Source organism: Bacteroides sp. 1_1_30 (assembly GCF_020982715.1).
In the GTDB taxonomy this organism is placed as follows: Bacteria; Bacteroidota; Bacteroidia; order Bacteroidales; family Bacteroidaceae; genus Bacteroides; species Bacteroides xylanisolvens.
Genome location: NZ_JAJKHN010000085.1, coordinates 1 through 20,889, shown reverse-complemented (window position 1 = coordinate 20,889; position 20,889 = coordinate 1). Strand labels below are relative to the sequence as shown.

Genomic DNA, 20,889 nt, shown 5'->3' with positions numbered 1-20,889 from the left:
ATTGCTGTTTATAAGGCGGCTGCCATCTGTTGGGTCTCGTGCTGCAGCTGCATGAAGTCTGATATAAACTCACATTGGTAGGTTTCGGTCCGTTTTCCGTCCACGTACACGTCCACATCGTTGGTCTTCCGGTGGACTACCAGTTTTACACGGGGACCGAAGGTGCAGGTCATGGTATGCTCACACTCTTCAAAGGTCGTTTCACAGTTCGGGATGAAGTTCCCGTCAGTCAGTTTGCCGCCTCGTTTCAGGGCGAGGGTGCGAATCCGGCGCGCCTGGTCGCTGTCACGGACAAAATTCAGTGCCTGCCACACAGCCTGACGGCTGCATCCGAATGTCTTCATCAGGAAGGTCTTTGTCTCGTTATCTGTCAAAATCTGCTTTCTCATATCGTTTATCTCTTGATATATTGCTCATTTATAATTCCTCAATCGCTTTCTGCTTGATGTCATCCGAATCATCCGGAAGTATCTCGTAAAGGCGTGTTCCCTTTTTCAGTTCCTCAATCAGCACTTGCATGGCTTCCTCGCACACACAGCTCACATTCTCCAACACTCGGTAGGCATCCGAGTTACTAATCGCATCCTCTGTCATGAATTGTCCAGCCAGCTCCATCGCCTGGTCGGCAATATTCTGCGTATGTGCCGTACTGCCTATCATCGTGCGCAACTTCTGTTTGAACAGACTCTCTGCTGTTCTCGGATTGAAATTCTTTGCCATAACTCTAAATTTTAAAAGTTTATATCGTGGGGCGCAGGGAATCGAACCCCGACGGCTTTCTACGCTTTCTTATTTCGATTTCTCATTTTCGATTTACCAACTCTCCGGCCGTGCCTGCCGCCCCTGCCCGTCTTTCCGGGCTGCCAGTTATCCGGCAATCTATTTGCCTTGTTCTTCTATCATCGAAAGGACAACCATCCTGTCTTCATCCCAAAGCGGAAGCCCCAATTCAATGGTTCGTTTCACCACTTCCATCTCACCGACCAGCCCTACCGCTTCTTTGCGGAAATCGGTATCGTCATACGCATGTGCCTTGCCAATCAGAAAATCGGTCAGGTTGTCGATAACTTCCTTTTGACGTTCACATTTCATTTCATAGTTCAGCACTCGCACATGAACATCGCGGATAATCCGGCTGTCCCCATGTTTCTTGAAATCTTTGCAGAACTCATCCTTGTTCATCGAAGTGTTCAGATAAACCGCATGGATGTAATCAAAATCCTCTGCTGTAGGGGTTATCCCCGTCCGTTCCATAAATTCTTGCTGTGTCATAATCCTTATGTTTTTATTTCTCTTCTATATGTATCATGTCCAGTATGTTGTCCGTCGCCATGCTGTTGCATACAAGGATGGCAGCCTTCACTCCGTTTTCCTTCATCCACCTCTTTGCTTCGGCAATGGCAGGTGATTTTTGCCAGCCGTCTGAAATGGCAGCACCCAAATCATTATAGTGCTCATCTGTCAGTTCAAACCAATATCGTTTCATTTTCTTTAATCCTTAAAATTCGCTAATCACACGCCTTTTTTGTATATTTGGCGCGCTGTTTACATCTTAAACACGCTGCAAATATATAGAATTATTTCAATGTATCAAACTAAATATGGAAGAAAATCAATATAAAGGCATGAATTTTATAGAAAGACTTCAATATTTCATGGAGAAAAAGGGCATAAATGACAATCAAATGACTGTCAATGCTGGTCTTTCTGTTGGACTTATTGGGAAAGCAAAGGTGTCTGGCAAAGGTATGAGCTCAATGAATATTGAAAAAATTCTATTAGCCTATCCAGAATTATCTGCCGATTGGTTACTTACTGGTGCAGGAAGCATGTTGAAAGATGATTTGAACGGCATTAAAACAATAGACGAAGCCGATTCTTCGTTCATGCCTACCACATCCATGAACCCGTCCATCGGCACACCATACTACGACGTGGACTTTATCGGGGGATTCGATGAGGTGTTCAACTCTCAGGTGAATATACCCGCCACTAACATTGTAATAAGGGGATTCGAGAAAGCCAGCCTCTGGTGCAATGTCACCGGGCACTCCATGGAACCCAAAATAAACCATGGCGACATCATTGCCCTGCACCAATGCACACTCAACGACATCCAGTATGGCGAAATCTATGCAGTGGTGCTGGATACCATCCGCACCATTAAAATCCTCCGCAGGTCGCCAAATCCGGACAAGCTGCGCTTCATCCCCATCAACACCAATGACTACGATGAACAGGAATTCGACAAATCACGCATCATCAATGTCTTTGAAGTAATCGGAAGTATCAGCAAGTTCTTCTAAATGGTACACGCATGCCTCCTACAGAAGGATAAAAAAGGACGCACGCACACACTTTTGAAGGAATTTACCTGAAGTAAGCTCGTAAATACACTGTAAATCAAAGGATTTATCTTATTATAATAAGGTATGTCACACAAACGAGTGTCGTTTTTCCTATCTGAAAACAGGGAAAAGCGACACTTATTTACATTTGCTACATTCTTTCCTATTTCGGGCGAACCATCCAAAAAGCGAAAAAGTAACCCTAAAAGTAACCCTAAACTCATCGAAGTAGTAACCCTAAACAGTAACCGTAATAGTAACCCTAAACCCCAAATTACCACCCGTAAGGGCATAAAAAAGGGGAGCCATAAGCCCCCCAATCAGCATTCAAAGAAATAACGCCTACAAGCCTTTCTAACGGCGTTACTATATCGTTCCAATATTGCCCTTACTACCGCCCGAAATGAGCGTAGATTGCTTAATTATAGCCTTTTTCGTGCATATTGTGCCGTTACCAGACAGCCCGGCATGAAGCAGGTAATTCTTGGTTGCCCCCACCTGATCTGCCGTCAGAACTGTATAAACAGCCGATATACTGCTGAAATACCAATCTTTCTGCTTCGTCCCGTCTATTTTATGCAGCAAATGCACATGAATCACTTTTGCCATATTCGTTTCTATTATGCTACAAATATACCAAATAATGCTTATTTGGAAGAATTTATAAATACTAAAATAGGAATGAATTATAAATAATATGATATTAGGCTACTTTTACGGAAATATGATGTAATTTTGCATAAAAAGAGCTATATGGACGCATTATCAGGCAAGAAAAAAGAATTTCAGAAGCTATTTCTGTCCGGGAAATACACTCAGCAAGAAATAGCTAATATACTTCAAGTCTCCAGAGTGACAATCAACCAATGGGTAAAAGATTATCCTGCAACTGCTTATATAAGAATACGTAAGTCTCTTACAAAAGAGCTGGAACGCCTTTCTAAATCCCCAGCAGGTAATGAAGAAATGATATTTAAATATATTCAGCACCTTGATTTGCTTGATAAGATGATTCGTAAGGCAAAGTATCTTCCAAAGATATAAAAAATCACCATTCTTGAACTGAATGTAAAGATATAGCTCGCTTATTTACGGAATATCCCCCATTTTTGTAAAAGCCATGTAAAAATCATGTAAAAGGAAACCGCTTCGAAATATTTTGTCCATTTCCCATGCCATGTCTAAACCTATTGGTTTTCAAAGTCTTCCGCCCATTTTCACCGACCAATAAAAAAAACGCTTCGTTCTATGCCCCATAGGTGCCAAGATTGATTCCATAATACCTGTACATATTGAAATTTTTACTTAATATCCCGGATTTTGATACTCGCTGCCATTGGTGATTGTTGCAGTAAATGTAGTTGAAATGGGACGTAATGCATAATTCGGGTGAAAGAATTGTGCTAAGTCCGGATGAGTATTCTCCAGATACTCCGAGTTCTTAAACATTCCTGTCCGTTTCAAGTCGTAGAAGCGGCAATATTCTCCGCAAAGTTCACGGCCTCTTTCGTCTAAGATATCACGTACTGTAATACTCCCTGTAAGTGGATTTGCTCCGGCACGTTCACGAACCTTGTTGATATAACCGGCTGCATTTGCGCCACCATTCAGGTAAATATCAGCTTCTGCCGCAATCAAATAAACTTCTGCCATACGCATGATAAATGTCGCATTCAGATTACCGTTTCTCTGTTTGGAAGCATTGGTTACATAATAATTACTGCTGTTATGCTTATTCAGTGACGGATAATAGTAGCGGAACTGGTTCTCGTTTGTGCCGTCATCCTTGTAATTGCCTGTGACGTTTGTATAAGCATAATTCATGTTCACGTTATTATTGTCATTACTATATACATGGTGATAATCAATCAGCAAGTAATCAGAAATATGTTCTTTTTGCTTTTCTGTAGCATAATCAATGTCCTGTGGCATGATAAACTTAATGGCTAAGTCACCTTTATTCAGAGCTTTGCCAATGACGGTTTCTTCTTTGTCATACATGTGTACGGCACTTTCATCCCACGTGTAATTCTTGTTTGCGTTCCATTCAGTAGTGAACGATTCATGAAATCTGGGGTCCAATGTTCCGTCTTTCTGTACATACAAACTCAACAAATGCTGTGTGGGCATAAAGATACCGGTAATTGAGCCTTCCCAAGTAAGGCGTGTTTCCTGATTGTCTTCACGTGCACCGAATTTATTGATATTGCATAAGAAGTATTCGTCGTTGCGGTTCAACTTGTAGTTTCCGTTGCTTGATCCGTGACCGTCTGCTCCTGCATACCAGCGATGTTTCCAGAGAGCTTCCTTGTTTTCCCAGTTATTGCTCTCTTTAAACACTTCGCTATACGATGGATACATATACGTATTGTATTTTCCACCGCCAGTTTCGCAATCGGTAATCAATTTCTTGGCTGTATCCAGAGCTTCCTGCAAATATTCGGTGCTTCCATATTCGTACGTCTGCAAGCAGGCTTTAGCCAGAAAACCGAGAGCGGCTTTCTTTGTCGGGGTGGTAGTAGTTGCATGCGTACCTGTTGGCAACCATTCGGATGCGAATCTTAAATCGGGCAGGATTACTTCCTGGTAGATAGTCATCGGATCGGTACGGGTGGGTGAGTAAGTCAGTGTTTCCGCTGTTATCGGTTCTGTGAGCATCGTCACTGCTCCGAATTGTTCCACTGCATTGAAATAATAGACAGCTCTAAGAAAACGGGCTTCCGCAATCTTGGCATTCCGCTCCTCTTCCGTGGTGTAAGGAGGTTTGTCTCCTTATGCGATAGCTTCGTTACAGGCTCCCACACCGTCGTACGTCCCGTTCCACCAATTGTTAGTGTAAGTCGTATTGGGTGATGTTCCTGCGAAAAACCAGAACCACTGTGTGTAACTTGTTGATTCGTTGGCTTTATACGTCCAAAGATCGGTGTCGCCTTCAGTCAGTGACATCCAGTCCGCAGAACCGTAGTAAAACCTTTCCATAGCAAAATAACACTGGTTAATCAGGGTTTCATATCCATCGATGGAAGTAGCCAAAGCCTCTTTGGTAAATGCGCCCGGGTTGTATTCCTCCAAGGTGCAGGAATGTAGAGATAAGGCCGAGAACAGCACACTGCAAAATATGAATTTTATATATATCCTTTTCATGATTATAATCTTTTGTTAGAATGTCAAATTAACGCCAAAAACAAATTGCCGGTAGGTAGGAAATGCATCCGAACCGTTGGTTTCGGGATCAGTATCTTTCAACTGCTTATCTTTTACGAAGATGAACGGATTGTAGGCTGTGGCATAAATACGGCATTTCTCCATTAAAACTTTGCGGGAAATATTGACGGGTAGTGTATATCCCAGCGTGATATTTTTAATCTTAATGAAGGAGCCATCGCGCACTCTTAATGAAGGATATACGGTTTTTTGTTCGTCTCCCGTTCCGGGACGGGGGAAATAGGCTCCTTGATTATCCTCTGTCCAGTAGTCTACGCCTGCCAGTTGATTTTTGGTTACGCTCTGTTCGGCAGTATAATAACCGAGCAGGTCACTGTTGATTGTCTGTCCGTAACGCGCCATGGCAAAGACGGATAAATCAAAATTTTTGTAGGTGAAGGAATTGCTGAATCCGATGATCCAGTCCGGATTGGAATGTCCTAGAATTTGCCGGTCTTCCGTACTGTATTTATGTACACCTCCATCACCTTTTTGGTCTAAGGTTTCTATCTTGATGAATCCGGGTTTTACGCCGTAGGCATCCAATGTTTCCTGTGGAGTATCGGTTCCCCAGATTCCGGTATATTTATATCCGTAAATAGCTTTAATCGGTTCACCGACAAACAGGTTTTCGGCGATCAGATCACCGTCAGGCAGATCGTCTATTTGTTCCTTGTTCCAGGTGATGGATAAAGTAGTGTTCCAGGTGAAATCCTTGTGCCGTATGTTGTGCGAAGTGATCGTTGCTTCCACACCTTGGTTACTGGTCTGGGCGATGTTCTGCCAGATAGCCAGAGGCGATCCCCATCCGGTCAGACCGCTGGTGATGGGCAATGTACGTTTGAATAATAATCCTTTGGTGGTTGTCTTGAACCATTCTATCGATCCGTCAATGCGACCGTTCAGGATACCGAAATCCAACCCCACATTCCAGTTGTATGACTTCTCCCAGCCGAGATCGGAACTACCGTAAGTACCGGAGTATTGCGTGAAAGGAACAATCTTCCCATTAATGGAAATTCCCGAAGCGGTATATACGTATGCTTGTGTTGTGGTGCTGTATGCGGTGGTTCCTCCCGAGTTACCCGTGATGCCGTAGCTCACTCTCAATTTCAGGTTGTCCAGCCAACTACGTGTCTTTTCCATAAATGCCTCGTCTGATATTCTCCACGCCAGTGCACCTGCGGGGAAAGCATCCCATTTATGTCCGGTAGAAAATTGTGAAACACCGTCCCAACGGGTAGAGAAATTAAATAGGTATTTGCCTTTGTATGAATAGTTCAGACGGAAGGCAAAAGACATTTTCTGTGTCTGTGCGAAGTCGGATTCCACATGTTGGGAAGTGCCCGATGTCAGTCGCCAGAAAGACCATTGATCTACCATCTGACCGCTGGCGGCAGCCATGCTGCTTTCCGACTGGTTCTTATTCCAGGAAGTAATCAGTGAACCTCCCAGATTATGGTCTTTGGCGATGGTTGTGTTGTATGCGAGAATATTTTCCCAAGTGTAATTCCAGGCATTGTTGTTGGTGATGGAAGCATGCGGTGAACCTGCATAAGACGGACGGTTGGCATTGCACTTCTCTCCCCAGTATTGCCCGCGGCGTGAGTGATTCAACGTACCATTGACACGACTGGTAAAAGTCAGGTCTTTGATGGGAGTTAGTTCGACATAGCCACTCATGTTCAGGTAGGTAGAACGCGTGTTGTCTACATACTGGTTCTCTATAAAATCACTCATCGGGGAATATTGTCCCGTGATGTATTCGTGATTGATCTCCCCTTTTTCGGTATAAGCATCACCCAACGGGATGGCGGAGAGAGATTTGGTGAATGTGTTTTTCACGCCGGAGTTCAAGTCCCGGTAGACTAAATTGGAGGTAAAGCCCACCTTTGCCCATGAAAATATCTGCTGATCCAGGTTGAGGCGTAACGAATATCTGTTCAGATTTTCGTTATTAAGTAAACCTTCTTCCCGGTTGTAGGAAGTCGAAGCAAATAATTTTGTTTTTTCAGTGCCACTGCTGACCGAAAGACTGTATTTCTGTGTGGTAGCCGTGTTGCCCGACACTTCATCTATCCAGTCTATCCATTTGCCGTCGTTGTATGCATCTATAAAATCCTGTTTCCCCAGTAGGGCGGACATATCGGTTGGATAGTCACCGTTTTTATATTTATAGGCTTCTTGCTGGTAGGTGACCCATTCATCCCGCGTCATCCCATGTCTGTAGTTGGGTGAACCGCTGAATCCGTAATAAGCATCGAAGTTTACGGTCGCTTTTCCCTCTTTTCCTCTTTTGGTGGTGATGATTACAACGCCGTTTGCTCCTGCGGAACCATAAATGGCGGTGGAAGAAGCATCTTTCAACACATCTACACTCTCGATGTCCGACGGGCTGACCTGGCTATAACTGCCGGGGATTCCATCGATAATAAACAACGGTTCGTTGCTGCCATAAATAGATCGTGAACCACGTAACAGAATAGTGACATCACCTCCTACCTGTCCCGAAGTTTTGGTGATATCCATTCCGGGTATCTTGCCTTGAAGGGCTTCCATCACATTATTGGTAGGGGCGGCCAGTACTTCCGCACTTTTGACGGAGGTTACTGCCCCCGTCAAATCCCGTTTTTTGACCGATCCGTATCCTACCACCACTACTTCATCAATCAATCTGGCATCTTCCGTCAGTATGATTTCCAGCTTGTTCTTGTTGCGTGTATTGACTTCCTGCTCTGTGTATCCCATATAAGATACCTTTAATACTGCATTGGGCGCTATGCGCAGTGTGAACAGTCCGTCTACATTCGTAATCGTCCCGTTACTGGTACCTTTTTCAACGATATTCGCTCCGATAATCGTCTCTCCTTGAGAGTTTTTCACTATACCCGAGATCGTTCTGCTCTGTTGGCAATAAGCCCGTGTTGATCCAAGTATCGACAATGAACCTATTAATAGGAATAATAGGTAAAAATTCATTCTATAAACAGTCTTTAGGGGATTATTCTCCCCTATGTTTGTTTTATCAGAAAATGATTTCATGCTTTTTGTTTAATTGTATGTTTACTAATTTGTTTTTGGATAGCTAAATTTCCGGATGATTTAAAGCTATGTTTCGATTGTAATGATTTTACTTACCCCATAGGCTATTAGATTTTATTGGTTAAATGATAATTGTTCAGAATGTCAATTGCACATCCTTCTGCACTGTTTTAAATGTGGCGCCACGATTCATGTCAGCTAAAAACTGACAGGGCAAAATTATGCATATAGAACTGGGGATTGAAAAATATAGAGTTGACTTTTATCAGAACTGAGTTGTTTCTTACTACCTGTTGTATATTTGATTTTATAAAGTAATATTGTTGTTGATTAAACCTTTACCCGTCGTAAACTTTACAGTAGTAAAGTTTTAGAAATAGATAAGAATGATAAAGACTGGGATAAAATAGATCTAATTAGGTTATATTCAAAAGAGAAACAGATAGAAAGCTGTCTTTTTCAAAGGGCGATATGTAGTTGCGAATTTTATTTTCATTATCTTTGTCTCAATGTATTTACTAAAGCAACAATGATATGGATATTAAAGTAAAAGACAAGGTGAATCAAAGGCATGTCGGTCGCAATCTGCAAAGAATCCGTGTATATCTAGGTATGAAACAGGAAGCGTTGGCTTCTGATCTGGGTGTTAGTCAACAGGAGATCTCGAAAATAGAGAAACAAGATGAAATAGAGGATGGACTGTTAACCAAAATAGCTGAAGTCTTGGGAATATCTACTGATGTCATCAAGGATTTTGATGTTGAAAAAGCCATTTGTAATATTAATAATTATAAAGATGCTACCATTTCTCCGGGAGCAATTGCTACTGTTTATGCTCATAACCAACAGATTAATCCTCTTGAAAAGGTGGTTGAACTGTATGAACGCTTGTTGAAAAGTGAACAGGAGAAAATAGAGATTCTAAGAGAGTGCATAAAGCAGGGAAAATAATCAACAGACTGGAATATGGAAACGGAAAAGTACACAAATACGATTCATCTGGGAAGAAAAATTGAACGGGTGCGTCGGCTTCGGGGAATGACTCAAGCGGAACTCGGTGATTTGTTAGGTATAACGAAACAGGCTGTTTCGAAAATAGAACAAACAGAGAAGTTTGACGATGAACGATTAGGCGAGATTGCTTCAGCATTAGGCGTTACTGTAGATGGCCTGAAGAATTTTAATGAAGAGACAATCTTGTATAATACGAATAACTTCTACGAGAATTGCGGTGTTAAAAGTGCTGTCAGTAATACAGGTAATAATCAGACCTTTAATAGTTTCCCTGTTGAACAGGTAATTGAGATTTTCGAAAATCTGTTGGATAAACAAAAGGAGCAATTTGAAACTTTAAAAAAAGAGAAGAAATAAATATCTCCAAGATATTGAATTTTATCAGTCGTAATTATACTCCTAATGCAATGATAGCTGAATTGATTTCTTCAAAAAATAAGGAAATAGATTGGTTGAAAGAAGAAATTAAGTTTTTAAGAGGGGAAAATGAAAAATTGCTGCTGATTGTGGGTGAAAAGATATGAGATGATGTTATCATAATTATGTGATACACTTCTGTCTGTTGTTTATATGGGTAGTTATCACCTTTATGTTGTAAGCATAACTAAGATCTGATTGAAACTTTATAAATAATATTTTCTACTGTAAATGTTGAGGTATCCAAACTCTTTTTAATTCAAGGAGTTTGGATACTATTTTTAAGTTTACTGCATTATGGTGTAGTGTTCATAACACAAAGGCAATTATTTCGGGTGACAAGATAATATCTTTTTCTTTGAAAAAAATATCACAAAATTTTATTTGAAGGCTAATTTAGTTATTCTGCGTCCTTATTACTTTTTGTATCATTAGTATGATCCATACAGATATAACAAAGGGAGCGGTTAAGGTAGTGATACCCAAACTCATTCCTAGAATCTGTAATACGGTGGACAGTAAGACAGAGCATCCTGCCCATACGCCATTTTTCCAGCTCGTTCCTCCTAAAGCTATGGCACATAATACGCCATTATATCCCATTAGACCGGCATTTAAGTATGTAGTATCCACTTCAAGTAAAATGGCTAGGGGAATAGGAAGAAGTGCTCCCAAGATAGTATAGAGACTTGCCTTTCGAGAATTAATCAAAATGCCTATAAGGAAACATAATCCGGATAGAATTGTATTTCCCTGAAACATGACTTGCCCTATACCTAAGCAGAAGGCTTGGAAATAATTAATATTCTGTGTGGTATCAATAACCGTATAGGAAACTGATAGTAAATCTGGTATAAGCCAGCTGCAAACTCCCAACATTCCCCATACAGCAAGAATGAAAGGAGCAGTAAAGCCAGGAATTAAACGTTGCTGATTAAAAAAATAGGCAATCCATGTGGAAAGGGCCGAAGCGATAATCAACATGATTAAACTTCCTACCGATAATTGTAGAAATACGCCAACTGCTATACCTACTAAAGTTCCATTAAATCCGTATAATCCATTTTTAATATCATCATACTTATATCCCGAAAAATGGGCTGTCAGTGTACTTATTATATTACCGCAGACTGCTAGTATTCCCATTTGCCATGAGTTTAGAAATATTCCAATTAGCATGAATAATCCGGATAACGCATTATTCTGAAACATCACTTGTCCTATTCCACGTCCCAGAATAAGTAATAAATTGTGTATAAAGACCATTTGTATAAAAGATTGACTGATAAAATGATGACAAAAGTACAACCTTCTATTGAAAATAGCAATATTAAGAGATGGAGAATTAGAAAAGTGTAAAGAGATGTGGAATTATCATGTACGGTCAATTCACTAATTATTGTGCTAAGCATAATATTCATGACTATGTTAATGATTTACTTATAGGGGATGAATCTCGTTTTGATTGGACAGGAATAGATTTAATAGTTCCTTATTGGCCTTACTGTTAATTGAAAGTTCTCTGTTTTTTTGGAAAACATCCAAAGAACTGGAACATTCACCGCAGATATCTACTCCGATAATTTCTTCTTTTTTTAGAATGATGGAGAGGAGTTTCTCCAATTCGGTCAGTGATAGGGAACCCTGATCCCAATTGGTTACTGCTGATTTTATGTCCAATACATCTTTGTCCACTGATATATAGACAGGCTCATTCAGATGTTCATGAGAGAATCTGTTCCATCCTTCTTCGTGAGAAAGTTCTGTTTCGCTATAAAACTTTAATTTTTCTCCATAATTGGGATGCAGTGCTTTGATCAACTTTTCAGCAGCACCGACGATACATACTTTTTGAAGATAAGGATTTGTATCCAATACTCTTTTCACCCAACATCCGCATGACATTAGATTGTCAAATAAGGAAGGTTGCATATCTGGATGATGATCAAAGACAACTAGTGAGAATGGGGTCTTTATTTTATCCGTCCAAAATTTACTGATATAATGATAGTTACCGGAATCAATGAAATGTATTCCTTCAGGTAAGTAGGGGGCCATTCTTTGTCTAATGACTTTGGCTGCTTCTGCATCACAGTAGCAGTTGGTTCCGTTTAGGTCGGTACAATCTATCCACTGGAAATGGATGTCGTTTATAAATCTTTCCTGCTCATAGACATGAGTGAAATTCATAAGAATAATGTTCGGTTTCATTGTTCTTTATCTTTTATTGAATAACCTTTGAAACTTGTCATGTATAAAAGCGGAGTGTGTCAAAACGCAGATTAACGCAAATTATCGCAGATTATTTCAATTATATTTATATATTAATCAACGATTTATGAAATTATTTCTGCGATAATTTGCGTTTTATTATTCATTATGACACACCTCCCTTTTTTTTAAAACCATCGGACGTAACAAAAATCTTGTCTATGTGGTAATAGATTATTTTTGGGATACATGCGGAAAGCCTGTTTGAAACTTCCGGCATTAAAAATTTGAGATGTCCCCTTGAAGGTATATAGATTCCCGTCTTTGGAAACTAGTGGAAGAGGTATGACTTCATAGATATGATCTTGACCACTTTCATGCTGAATAATGACCAATTCAATTCCAATTGCATCATCCAGACCTTTCTCATCGACAACAACTGTTACTTCATATTCCTTTCCGGCTTCGATTGTCGCATCCAACCCGTTTCCGGCTTTTATGGATTTGATTTCAATGGAATCCCACCTGTTTCGGACAGCGGTTTTCCAGTCAGATATCATTTTGGCTTTTGCATTATTGTCAGCAGAGAGAATGTGGAAATGCTCCGACAGTTTGATATAGAATTTCTCATAGTAATCGTCCAGTTGCCTTTTCATGGTAAAACGGGGAGCTATTTGTGCGATTGAATTCTTGATGTACTTAATCCAGTTTTCCGAATACTCCTTATCTCCATGTTCATAATATGCAGGAAGAATGTCATGCTCCAATAGATAGTAAATTGCTTCGGCGTCCAGCTGGTTCTGATATTGTTCATTCTGGTAGATACTTTTGTCGGTCAGCGCCCATCCTGCATCCTTACAATAGCCTTCATACCACCAACCATCCAACACTGAGAAATTAAGTACACCGTTCATCAGTGCCTTTTCCCCTGATGTGCCTGAGGCTTCGGCCAGACGTGTGGGAGTGTTCAGCCAGATATCCACCCCTGCGATAAGATGTCTTGCCAGATCCATATCATAGTTTTCAAGAAATATGATTTTACCTAGGAATTCAGGACGCCGGGATATTTCCACAATCTGCCTGATTAGTCCCTGGCCGGCACCGTCACTGGGATGAGCCTTCCCTGTAAAGATGAATTGTACCGGATATTTCGGATTGTTCACTATTTTAGCCAGGCGGTCGATATCGGTAAACAAAAGATGCGCCCTTTTATATGTAGCAAAACGTCGTCCGAAACCAATCAGAAGGGCATTCGGGTTAAACTTCTCAAAAATGGAAATGGTTAATGACGGATCGATCTGGCTTCTAAGCCAGTCTTTGCTGCATTTTCTTTTGATATAATCTATCAGTTTGGTTTTTAGTTTCAGGCGGGTATTCCATATTTCTTCGTCCGGAATGTCGTAGACAGCTTCCCAGATTTTTTGATTGGACTGGTCATGAATAAAGCTCTCATCAAAATTGTCTTTGAAAAGCTTTTCCCATTCGGTGGCGCACCAAGTAGGGAAATGTACGCCATTAGTCACATAGCCCACATGATTCTCTTCCGGGAAGTAGCCTTTCCAGATAGGAGCGAACATTTCCTGTGACACAGTTTTATGCAACAGGCTGACTCCGTTTACTTCCTGGCTGGTTTTACAGGCGAATACAGACATACAGAAACGTTCTCCTTTGTCTCCCGGATTATGGCGTCCGAGATCCATCAGGTTATTCCAGGTTATGCCCAGTTTGTCGGGATACCCTTTCATGTATTTGTTGAAAAGTCCCTCGTCAAAATAATCATGGCCGGCGGGTACAGGTGTATGTACGGTATAAAGGGAAGAAGCGCGTACTAATTCCATCGCTTGGCCGAAATCCAGACCACCGGCTATATAATCACATAACCGCTGAATGTTGATTAATGCGGCATGGCCTTCATTGCAGTGATATACGTCTTTTTCTATACCCAAAGCTTTCAGTGTCATCATGCCGCCTATACCGAGTAAAATCTCCTGTTTCAGCCGGTTCTCCCAGTCACCGCCATACAGATGGTGGGTAATTGGACGGTCAAACTCGCTATTGAGTTCATTGTCCGTGTCCAGTAGATAAAGGGGGATTCTTCCTACATTGACTCTCCAGACATTGGCATGTACAATAAAGCTGTCGGCGTAGGGAATGTGGATTACCAGCTGTTTTCCATCTGGTTGCATCACTTTTTCGATTGGGAGCTGTCCGAAATTCTGTGCTTCATAATTGGCAATCTGCTGCCCGTCCATGGAAAGAGACTGGTCAAAGTAGCCATAACGGTACAACAGTCCTACGGCACAAAGGTCAACGTTGCTGTCTGATGCCTCTTTCAGGTAATCGCCCGCAAGTATTCCAAGACCACCGGAATATATTTTGAGGACCTTGTCTAAGCCGTATTCCATACTGAAATAGGCTACTGACGGACGTTTATGATCTGGAACTACATTAATGTATTCCTTGAAAGCAGTATAGACGGTATTCATCTTGCGGATAAAAAACTCATCATGTGCCAGTGTTACCAGCTTCTCATAATTCATCCGCTCCAGGAACAATATCGGATTTTGCTCCGTTTCTTCCCAAAGCTCCGGATCTAGGTCGCAATACATACTTTTGGCGTCATCATTCCATGTCCACCATAGATTACGTGCTATTTCCGCAAGTTTTCCCAATTCCATGGGAAGATGTGAACCGACTGTAATTTCCCTCCATTGAGGAGTGTTTACATTATAACTTGGATATTCCATAACATTGTACATTAAATAGTTTATATTTCCTTGTTTATTTTATAATAGGGCATTATCCATACCGGATAAAACTTTGTAGTTTCCCGATGATGATACAGTCCGGTATGTCTGCCTCCCGGAGTGTCTTTCCAAGCAGTGGTGAATTAATAACTTTATATGGACAGCTCGTTAAGTACCCGAATCAGGCTTTTGTCAATAGGCTTGTCATTTTTGATTGCTTGTGCAAAAGGAACATAGACAATTTCATTGTTCCGTATGCCTATCATCACATTCTGTTGGTCTTCCATCAGAGCCTGGATGGCTGCTTCTCCTAATCGGCTTGCCAGTATACGGTCGTTGGCACTTGGAGCCCCACCGCGTTGCAGATGTCCCAGAATGGAAACTCTTACATCATATTCAGGATATTCCTTTTTTACCCGGTCGGCATAGTACATGGCACCTCCATTTTTATTTTGGGGACTTTCGGTCACAATGACGATACTGCTGTTTTTTGTTTTTCTGAATCCACGTCCGATAAATGTCTCCAGCTGGTCCACATCCGTTTTGTCCTCCGGAATAATGGCAGCTTCAGCCCCTGAAGCAATCGCACTGTTCTGGGCCAGGAAGCCCGCATCACGTCCCATCACCTCGACAAAGAAAATGCGGTCGTGTGAGGTTGCGGTGTCTCTTATTTTATCTACACATTCAACAATTGTATTTAATGCCGTGTCGTATCCTATGGTGAAATCAGTACCATATAAATCATTGTCAATCGTACCGGGTAGTCCTATACATGTCACGTTATACTCTTCGGCAAAGATACGGGCTCCCGTCAGAGAACCGTCTCCACCGATAATAATCAGTGCACTGATATTTTCTTTTTGTATAACTTCATAGGCTTTCTTACGTCCTTCCGGAGTGGTAAAAGCTTCGGAACGCGCTGTTTTCAGTATAGTACCTCCCCTTTGAATAATACTGCTCACGTCTTCTGTTGTGAGTTCCTTTACTTCACCGGCAATCAGTCCTTCGTATCCCCTATAAATTCCCTTTATTTTAAAGCCGTTGAAGATGGCGGTACGGGTTACGGCGCGGATCGCTGCATTCATTCCTGACGCATCCCCTCCGGAAGTCAGGATTCCAATATACTTGTTATTCATAATTCATTTTTATACAATTATTAGACAAAATCAGAAAGTAACTGCTTTAATTTTTTCCTACTATGAAAGATACGGCTTTTTATTGTACCTAGCGACACTCCTGTTTCTTGAGCTATTTCCCGATATTTGAATCCGGATATATACAACATAAAAGCGTTGTAATGTTCTTTAGGTAGTGTTTTAAGGGCTGCCCTTATCTCCTTGGCATCTTGACTATTGTCTATGAAAGCAAAAGAGTCATCTCTTAGCAGGAAATGATAGTCGGGTTCGGATAATATATATAAGTCTCCCTGGCTTTTTTTTATCCGGTAGTTATTTATAAAAGCGTTACGCATAATGATATACATCCAGCCTTTAAAATTTGTTCCAGGATCAAATTTATCCTTATTATCCAGAGCTTTCAACATTGTTTCCTGCAATAAATCCTCAGCATCGTGTTTGTCAGCTGTCAATTTATATGCAAAACCTAGCAGATCACTTTGCAGAGCTATTAATGCTTCATCAAAATTGAATGTTTTCATTATAGTGATTTGAGGTTCAAAGGTTTATATCAAGGCATCCCCCTAAATATAAGGAACGCCTTGGGTAAAGTTTAGCTAAGATATCTTATTTGATATCAATAGTTCTGGTTATCTTCTGAACTTCTTTGTCCACTGTTTTGGGAATATCTATAGACAGAATCCCATGTTCTACCTTGGCTGTAATCTTATCTTTTTCAACATTGTCCGGCAGTATGATACTTTGTTGGAATTTGGAATAAGAGAATTCACGGCGTAGGTATTTTTTGTCTTTTTTCTCCTCATTCTTCTCTTCCTTCTTTTCCATGCAGATTACTAGATTGTTGTTTTCATCCACATTAACGGTGAAGTCATTTTTTGTCATTCCCGGAGCTGCCAATTGGATTTTATAGTCCTTTTCATTTTCAATTACATTAATAGCGGGGGCTGTTGCATTTGCCTTCATCATCCACTCATTGTTAAAGAAATCATTAAAAATACTTGGTAACCAATTCTGGTTCATTTTTGTAGGTACCATTTTTACCTCCTTTTTTAGTTAATAATTAAAGTTTAGAAAATATGTCTGGCTGCTTGACAGAACTTTTATTGTTTAGTCATTCCTTGTTTTGCTACAGCTTCCGTCCGTTTACGTATCTCTTCCGGATCACCGAGAAAATAGTCTTTGACAAGAGCCAGCCGGTTGTCGAATTCAAAAACGTAAGGAACTGCTGTAGGCAGGTTCAGGTTGGAAATGTCTGTATCGGATATTTCCTTGAGATGCTTGATGATTCCACGCAGGCTGTTGCCATGGGCAACTACCAGCAGGTTATCCTTACATGTCAATGTGGGAAAGATGATGCATTTCCAATAAGGCATTACACGCTCAATGGCATCTTTCAAGGATTCCGTACGTGGAAGTTCCATATCCGGGACATCTGCATAACGTATGTCTTTACTCGGATTGCGCGAATCGTCCTCTCCCAATGCTGCAGGAGCTATATCATAACTTCTCCGCCAGGTGTGTACTTGTTCTTCACCATATTGGGCAGCCGTCTCACTTTTGTTAAGTCCCTGAAGTATGCCGTAATGTTTCTCATTCAACCTCCATGTCTTTTCGACGGGAATCCAGCTTTCATTCAGGCGGTCCAGAACGTAGTCCAGCGTTTTTATAGCACGTTTTAAGTAAGAAGTGCAGGCAATCTCAAAAGAAAATCCGGCTTCTCGTAATGTATCGCCTGCTTTGCAGGCTTCTACAACACCTTTTTCACTTAAATCAACATCTGTCCACCCGGTGAAGCGGTTTTCTTGGTTCCATAGGCTCTCACCATGACGTAATAATACTATTCTTTTCATGGACGACCTGTCTTTATGCAATGGTTATTGAAGAATCCAAATATACATCCTGTATGGTGTTCAATAGCTGGACCCCATCTTTCATTGGTTTTTGGAAGGCTTTCCGACCACTAATCAACCCCATACCGCCAGCACGTTTGTTCACTACTGCTGTAACAACAGCATCATGCAGGTCGGATTCTCCATGAGATTCACCACCCGAGTTGATTAGTCCGACGCGTCCCATATAGCCGTTAGCTACCTGATAACGGCAAAGGTCTATCGGGTGGTCAGTTGTCAGCTCTGTATACATGCGCTCATTTGTTTTTCCGAAGCCGATGGCTTTGAAGCCACCATTATTGGACGGAAGTTTTTGTTTTACGATGTCAGCCTTGATCGTTACTCCGATATGGTTGGCTTGGCCTGTCAGGTCGGCTGCAGCGTGATAGTCGGTTCCGTCTTTCTTAAAACCGCTGTTTCTCAAATAACACCATAAAATGGTAGCCATTCCCAGTTCATGAGCATATTCAAAAGCTTGCGATACTTCCACTATTTGGCGGCGACTTTGCTCCGAACCGAAATAAATAGTGGCTCCAACTGCTATGGCGCCCATATTCCATGCTTCTTTTATTGTACCGAACATTACTTGGTCATAGCTATTCGGATAAGTAAGCAGTTCGTTATGATTCAATTTGACGATGAATGGAATTTTATGGGCGTATTTCCGTGCTACGGCGCCTAATACGCCGAATGTAGATGCTACGGCATTACATCCTCCTTCAATAGCCAATTTTACGATGTTCTCCGGATCAAAATAAAGTGGATTGGGAGCGAAAGATGCCCCAGCAGAATGCTCTATACCCTGGTCTACAGGTAGGATGGATACATAGCCGGTATTCGCTAAACGTCCATGTCCATATAAAGTTTGCAAACTCTCCAATGTCCGAATGTTTCTGTCCGAATTTATCCATACCTTATCTACTATATCCGGACCCGGAATATGAATCAGTTGTTTATCTATTGTCTTGCATGTATGGTTTAGGTAGTATTCAGCCTGCCCACCTAATATATCTACTGTTTTGCTCATATCATTTATCTTTTAACTATTCAGGTTTATTATTTGCATCCATCCAATTTAGCATCTATGAAAAGGATACCACTATCTCCGGCTTTCTTTAACAGGTTTACAATATTCTGTACACCGGCTTCTTCCTCTACTTGTTCCCGGACAAATTTCCACAGAAAATCCTGTGTGGCATTATCCTTTTCTTCTGAAGCTAAGTATACCAATTCGTCAATCAACTTGGAGATATGCTTTTCATGTTCCAAGGCATGTTCAAAAACTTCCAAAGAATTTCCCCATCCTTGTGGAACTACATCCACTTTGTCTACTTTCGGTGTCGCCTCACGTTTAACCATATACTCGGCAATGGTGCACGCATGTCCCACTTCTTTTGCAGATTGTTTCCGCATCCAGTTGGCCATACCTGAAAAACCTTCTTTTTTTAGATAGAAAGACATAGACAGATACAAGTTGGCAGACCATAATTCTGCTGTGATTTGTTCATTCAAAGCATTTTGTAATTTCTCACTCATAATGATTTAAATTTTTAGAGTTAATAATAATTTAATATTCTCTCTTATCTTGAAACAAGCATAAACTTGTCCCAAAATGTCGATAAAACCGGGTTATCCTATTAATAAAATATTCATGATCTATTTTATTATTGTTTATTATGTTGCAAAAAGTAGACCATACAAGGTTATATAATCTTTAATATTATGAGATGTTAAATGGAGGGACATACTGTTAGAAATAAGGTAGTCTCCGCACATTTTCTTGGGCAAGAATACGTAATAATTCCAAAAGGGCCGTACTTAGATATATTCGGTCTGAATACAGCCTGTTGATGAAAGAATTAGAGGACGCATCCACGTTTCGGCATAGTATGAGGAGTATGGAGACTAGGCGGGACATATATCGTTCATGTTCAATCAATTCGTTTAAGGCACTTACTGGAGCTTGCCATTTTTGCACATCCCGTTTTATCTCATTAATTGCAACGCATCCTCCATTATGATATATCCAGCTCATCATTTGATAGACTTTGTTCATATTATCCTGAGCCTGGGTATTTAGCCAGGAGCTCAGTATCGGGAGTTGTTCACTTTCAAAATAAACCTGTAAAGACAGGTATAAGTTGGTTGACCATATTTCTGCGTTGATCAATTCATTCATGGTACTTTCTATTCGTTTATCTATCATTATTCTGAACATTAAGGTTACATAACTGATTGCGTACGTTTCTTGGTATATAAAAATTCCATTTCATAGAGGTAATCTATAAAAATGAAACTTTTAACGATAGTTTAATGATGCGACATTTTTACTGCATTGGATAAATTGTCGCATAAGGCGGAATAATAATGTCTATTTGTCACTTCCACGAGTGATAATCAATAAAATATCCAACAATTTTTCTATTCTTACAATATTATCATATATAGATTCCAAGGTCTTAGGATACAGATAAGACTTACAGTCCTGTATTTCCTTTGCCAAAGCGAGAACTTGTAACCAAAGGTCTTTTTCTGTATGGTGAGAGGAACCGCTATTATTGGCTATCATGGAGGAAGGTCTCAGAAAAATATGTTGGCATGTAATTTGTAAGATAGTGATTGTGTGTCTTGAAAAAAACAGGAATGGAAATAAACAGAATAAGAATTTCACTAAAGACAGTAACAAACGAAGAACAGAAACCGGTCGAGACAGTCGTCTTACTTTTAGAACAAGTTGCTTTCATAATGTTTATCTTCTAGTCAACTCTGTTCCCTGGAGCTGTGTTTATATATAAAGTTAAGCGTGGGAACTTTGGTATTACCGTTCAGAAGTATCCCCATACTCAACAACATATAATACACAAAGCCCCACGCCTATATA

At 40.7% G+C, this 20,889-nt stretch carries 21 protein-coding genes and 1 pseudogene; 4 read left to right on the top strand and 18 right to left on the bottom strand.

From position 1 onward, the window contains the following. Positions 1-8: 8 nt before the first annotated feature. From LPH68_RS20780 to LPH68_RS20765, 4 genes are all read right to left on the bottom strand, one after another. The gene (locus tag LPH68_RS20780; RefSeq protein ID WP_146348691.1) at positions 9-389 is read right to left on the bottom strand and encodes a hypothetical protein; all 381 of its coding nucleotides are present in this window, start codon (positions 387-389) and stop codon (positions 9-11) included. A 28-nt stretch (positions 390-417) separates the two neighbouring features. Continuing rightward, positions 418-720, bottom strand: a complete 303-nt coding sequence (locus LPH68_RS20775; protein WP_146348690.1) for a hypothetical protein — start codon at positions 718-720, stop codon at positions 418-420. Between the two features lie 159 nt (positions 721-879). Further along, positions 880-1,272, bottom strand: a complete 393-nt coding sequence (locus LPH68_RS20770; RefSeq protein WP_007758936.1) for a hypothetical protein — start codon at positions 1,270-1,272, stop codon at positions 880-882. Between the two features lie 13 nt (positions 1,273-1,285). Then, positions 1,286-1,486 carry a hypothetical protein gene (locus LPH68_RS20765; RefSeq protein WP_007763208.1) on the bottom strand — a complete coding sequence of 67 codons (201 nt, stop codon included), beginning with the start codon at positions 1,484-1,486 and terminating at the stop codon, positions 1,286-1,288. 115 nt (positions 1,487-1,601) lie between these two features. On the opposite strand from LPH68_RS20765, the gene LPH68_RS20760 reads away from it, so the two are divergent. Continuing rightward, on the top strand, positions 1,602-2,306 hold the full coding sequence (locus tag LPH68_RS20760; protein WP_230297109.1) for a helix-turn-helix transcriptional regulator: 705 nt from the start codon (positions 1,602-1,604) through the stop codon (positions 2,304-2,306). Positions 2,307-2,714: 408 nt separating this feature from the next. Here the strand turns inward: LPH68_RS20760 and LPH68_RS20755 are convergent, their stop codons facing one another. Continuing rightward, positions 2,715-2,957, bottom strand: a complete 243-nt coding sequence (locus LPH68_RS20755; RefSeq protein WP_007763215.1) for a hypothetical protein — start codon at positions 2,955-2,957, stop codon at positions 2,715-2,717. 144 nt (positions 2,958-3,101) lie between these two features. Here LPH68_RS20755 and LPH68_RS20750 point away from each other — a divergent pair, with 144 nt between their 5' ends. After that, positions 3,102-3,392 carry a hypothetical protein gene (locus LPH68_RS20750; RefSeq protein ID WP_007763218.1) on the top strand — a complete coding sequence of 97 codons (291 nt, stop codon included), beginning with the start codon at positions 3,102-3,104 and terminating at the stop codon, positions 3,390-3,392. 261 nt (positions 3,393-3,653) lie between these two features. Here the strand turns inward: LPH68_RS20750 and LPH68_RS20745 are convergent. Continuing rightward, positions 3,654-5,492 (bottom strand): annotated as a pseudogene (locus tag LPH68_RS20745) (RagB/SusD family nutrient uptake outer membrane protein). Between the two features lie 15 nt (positions 5,493-5,507). Continuing rightward, positions 5,508-8,594: a TonB-dependent receptor gene (locus LPH68_RS20740; protein WP_004299168.1), complete on the bottom strand. Its 3,087-nt coding sequence runs from the start codon at positions 8,592-8,594 to the stop codon at positions 5,508-5,510. A gap of 534 nt (positions 8,595-9,128) precedes the next feature. Here LPH68_RS20740 and LPH68_RS20735 point away from each other — a divergent pair. Beyond that, positions 9,129-9,545: a helix-turn-helix domain-containing protein gene (locus tag LPH68_RS20735; RefSeq protein WP_015531339.1), complete on the top strand. Its 417-nt coding sequence runs from the start codon at positions 9,129-9,131 to the stop codon at positions 9,543-9,545. A gap of 15 nt (positions 9,546-9,560) precedes the next feature. Further along, positions 9,561-9,965, top strand: coding sequence for a helix-turn-helix domain-containing protein (locus tag LPH68_RS20730; protein WP_151923391.1), 405 nt, complete (start codon positions 9,561-9,563; stop codon positions 9,963-9,965). Positions 9,966-10,421: 456 nt separating this feature from the next. On the opposite strand, the gene LPH68_RS20725 is transcribed toward LPH68_RS20730, so the two are convergent. The 11 genes from LPH68_RS20725 to LPH68_RS20675 form a co-directional block, all read right to left on the bottom strand. Then, the gene (locus LPH68_RS20725) at positions 10,422-11,291 is read right to left on the bottom strand and encodes an urea transporter (protein ID WP_151923879.1); all 870 of its coding nucleotides are present in this window, start codon (positions 11,289-11,291) and stop codon (positions 10,422-10,424) included. A 174-nt stretch (positions 11,292-11,465) separates the two neighbouring features. Beyond that, positions 11,466-12,236: an arginase family protein gene (locus tag LPH68_RS20720; protein WP_151923878.1), complete on the bottom strand. Its 771-nt coding sequence runs from the start codon at positions 12,234-12,236 to the stop codon at positions 11,466-11,468. Between the two features lie 188 nt (positions 12,237-12,424). Beyond that, on the bottom strand, positions 12,425-14,983 hold the full coding sequence (gene glgP / locus LPH68_RS20715) for an alpha-glucan family phosphorylase (protein WP_004326384.1): 2,559 nt from the start codon (positions 14,981-14,983) through the stop codon (positions 12,425-12,427). Positions 14,984-15,135: 152 nt separating this feature from the next. After that, entirely contained in the window at positions 15,136-16,119 is a 984-nt protein-coding gene (gene pfkA, locus LPH68_RS20710; protein WP_008777393.1) for a 6-phosphofructokinase, read from the bottom strand. Between the two features lie 20 nt (positions 16,120-16,139). After that, the gene (locus tag LPH68_RS20705) at positions 16,140-16,640 is read right to left on the bottom strand and encodes an RNA polymerase sigma factor (protein WP_008650022.1); all 501 of its coding nucleotides are present in this window, start codon (positions 16,638-16,640) and stop codon (positions 16,140-16,142) included. Between the two features lie 85 nt (positions 16,641-16,725). Further along, entirely contained in the window at positions 16,726-17,154 is a 429-nt protein-coding gene (locus LPH68_RS20700) for an Hsp20/alpha crystallin family protein (RefSeq protein WP_004309103.1), read from the bottom strand. A gap of 65 nt (positions 17,155-17,219) precedes the next feature. Next, positions 17,220-17,969 carry a 2,3-diphosphoglycerate-dependent phosphoglycerate mutase gene (gene gpmA, locus LPH68_RS20695; protein WP_151923877.1) on the bottom strand — a complete coding sequence of 250 codons (750 nt, stop codon included), beginning with the start codon at positions 17,967-17,969 and terminating at the stop codon, positions 17,220-17,222. A gap of 13 nt (positions 17,970-17,982) precedes the next feature. Further along, on the bottom strand, positions 17,983-19,035 hold the full coding sequence (locus LPH68_RS20690; RefSeq protein WP_151923876.1) for a class I fructose-bisphosphate aldolase: 1,053 nt from the start codon (positions 19,033-19,035) through the stop codon (positions 17,983-17,985). A 29-nt stretch (positions 19,036-19,064) separates the two neighbouring features. Next, positions 19,065-19,544: a ferritin gene (locus LPH68_RS20685; protein ID WP_004309108.1), complete on the bottom strand. Its 480-nt coding sequence runs from the start codon at positions 19,542-19,544 to the stop codon at positions 19,065-19,067. A gap of 214 nt (positions 19,545-19,758) precedes the next feature. Further along, positions 19,759-20,187 carry a ferritin-like domain-containing protein gene (locus LPH68_RS20680; RefSeq protein ID WP_032851559.1) on the bottom strand — a complete coding sequence of 143 codons (429 nt, stop codon included), beginning with the start codon at positions 20,185-20,187 and terminating at the stop codon, positions 19,759-19,761. 192 nt (positions 20,188-20,379) lie between these two features. Continuing rightward, on the bottom strand, positions 20,380-20,577 hold the full coding sequence (locus LPH68_RS20675) for a hypothetical protein (RefSeq protein WP_004306485.1): 198 nt from the start codon (positions 20,575-20,577) through the stop codon (positions 20,380-20,382). Positions 20,578-20,889 lie beyond the last annotated feature (312 nt).